The sequence below is a fragment of the Phormidium sp. CCY1219 genome (genome assembly GCF_055795085.1).
Genome location: NZ_JAYFEQ010000609.1, coordinates 1 through 2,634 on the forward strand (window position 1 = coordinate 1; position 2,634 = coordinate 2,634).

The 2,634-nt window shown below is 50.5% G+C and carries 1 protein-coding gene; it reads left to right on the forward strand.

The features are described from left to right. The first annotated feature begins 683 nt into the window (after window positions 1–683). A complete protein-coding gene (bicA, locus tag AC0QH1_RS17165; protein WP_324632456.1) occupies window positions 684–2,435 on the forward strand; it encodes a bicarbonate transporter BicA in 1,752 nt (583 codons plus the stop codon). The last annotated feature ends 199 nt before the right edge of the window (window positions 2,436–2,634 follow it).

Below are 2,634 nucleotides of genomic sequence, written 5' to 3' on the forward strand. Positions count from 1 at the left end.
CCTTTAGGGACTGTGTTCCTTGCCCCGCTTACGTTTCGGGCTTTTGACCTTCCACTTTTGCGGGAACGAATCGCACCCTTGTTGCTTATTTATAACCGGGTATCCGATGAATTACCCACCCTACTCGTAGTCGTAGTAGTCGTAGGGTGGGCTTTCCGCCCCGCAAAGTCTTAGGCAAAAGCACACTCCAGTTGTAGCCTGGGCGGAAAGCCCACCAAAGCTGAGTAATAATACTGGGTTTATCGAAAAGATTAACTCCGCTGTTCTTTGCCCTACCCACCCGATGCCTTACGCCTCGGTTTTCTGGCAAATCTCCACAGAAAAAATCTCGATTTTAATTGGGTGAAAGCCCTCAACCCCGTCTCCTTATTGTTTTTTGATACCTACCATAAATAATCATTTATTAACCCCTCAGCCAAGCCAAGCTGAGGGGGCATTTTTTTGTAAAGCAGTTGCATTCCTTGCCCCGCCGGGGTTCTTGGAGTTGAGAAAACGGCGATCCCTGGGAATTTCCTCAACCCTTATCCCTTTCCGTTCGATCCCAAATCGGCGTCTAAGCAATTCTTACTATAAGAAATATTTAATAAAATTATGACAAGTGTTTTCAAAATTTTCATTTCATTTTATTATGAACCCCATAACCCACTCTGGTGGGACTTAATTATGGAATTCATGGAATTCTTATGGGAGTCTTAAATCGAATTCATTTCAATAACTTGCGCGGCGATATATTCGGCGGCGTCACCGCCGCGATTATCTCCCTGCCAATGGCTTTAGCATTCGGGGTTTCCTCTGGTGCGGGAGCGCAAGCGGGTCTTTACGGTGCGGTTTGCGTGGGCTTTTTTGCCTCGCTGTTTGGTGGCACGCCAACTCTGATTTCCGAACCGACCGGCCCGATGACCGTGGTGATGGCAGCCGTGGTCACCAACTTGATGGTCAACAATCCCGAAAATGGCATGGCAATGGCCTTTACCGTGGTCATGCTGGGCGGGGTCTTTCAAATAATGTTTGGGGCGTTGCGTCTGGGAAAATACATCACCCTGATGCCCTATACCGTGATTTCGGGCTTCATGTCTGGAATTGGCCTGATTATGATTATTCTTCAAATCGGCCCGTTTCTCGGACATGAAAACCCGGGGGGCGGGGTACTCGCAACCTTGAGCAAGGTGCCGGAGTTTTTGAGCACCCTCAATCTCCCCGAAACCATTTTGGGGGCGCTGACCTTGGCCATTATTTTCTTGATGCCAGGTAAATTAAAACGAATTGTGCCGCCTCAATTAGTTGCCTTAGTTGCAGGCACGGTCATTTCCCTGATGTTCTTCTCCGATATGGATATCCGCCGGATTGGCGTCATCCAAGCCGGTCTGCCTACGTTGCAAATGCCGGCATTTACCTTCCCGCAATTGCAAACGATGGTGGTGGATGCAGTCGTCCTCGCGATGCTGGGCTGCATTGACTCCCTCCTGACTTCCGTGATTGCCGATAGCTTGACCCGCACGGAGCATGATTCAAATAAAGAACTCATCGGTCAAGGGATTGGTAATTTAATGTCGGGTTTGTGTGGCGGTCTTCCCGGCGCGGGTGCCACGATGGGCACGGTGGTGAATATCCAAACTGGGGGTCGCACGGCACTTTCCGGTCTGACTCGCTCTTCGATTTTGCTGGTGGTCGTCTTGTGGGCGGCTCAACTCACCGAACCGATTCCGATGGCGGTATTGGCCGGGATCGCGCTGAAAGTGGGTATCGATATTATTGACTGGAGCTTTTTGAAACGCGCTCATAATGTGTCCTGGAAGGGCGCGGCGATTATGTACGGGGTGATCGCACTCACCGTATTCGTGGACTTGATTGCCGCAGTGGGGATTGGTGTGTTCGTTGCCAATCTGCTGACGATTCAAAACTTGAGCGATTTGCGCGCCAAGGATGTGAAGGCAATTACTGATGCTGATGATGAAATTGTCTTAACCGAGGAAGAAAAATACTATCTGCAACAAGCGGATGGTCGCGTGTTGCTGTTCCACTTGAGCGGTCCGATGATTTTTGGGGTTTCCAAGGCAATCTCGCGCGAACATATGGCGATCGAGCAATATCAAGTTCTGGTGTTGGATCTCAGCGATGTTCCCCTGTTGGGCGTGACTTCTTCTCTGGCGATCGAAAATGCTCTGCGCGAAGCGGTTGAAAAAGGTCGTCAGGTGATTATTGTGGGAGCTACGGGTAAAATTAAGCGCCGTCTGCAACGGTTGGGTATTTTAGAAATGCTCCCGCCGCATCACTTGATGATGGACCGTTTGGAGGCGCTCAAGCAAGGGTTGAGTTTGGTGCAGCAGTATTCTGTGGATGTGGATGACACCAGGGGTGATGCTCGCTTGAGTGTAAATGAGCCGAGTTCGAGCAATGCGCCCTTTCCGAGCAATGATGCCGGTGTGCCGGGTTAAACTGTACCCTTTTTCCCGAAGGAGTCGGAGTTGCGATCGCAAAACTTAGTCTGCGCGCAAGTTCCCGGAAAAATACCTGAAATACAATGGTTCTCTAATTGGGGCTTCCTGCAAAGGAAGCCACTTTTAGCTTCTCGGCGGGAAGCCCCGCGCTCTACCCGTGCTTGGTGAGCGTCGGGATGAGAGCCAGGGGAAATGG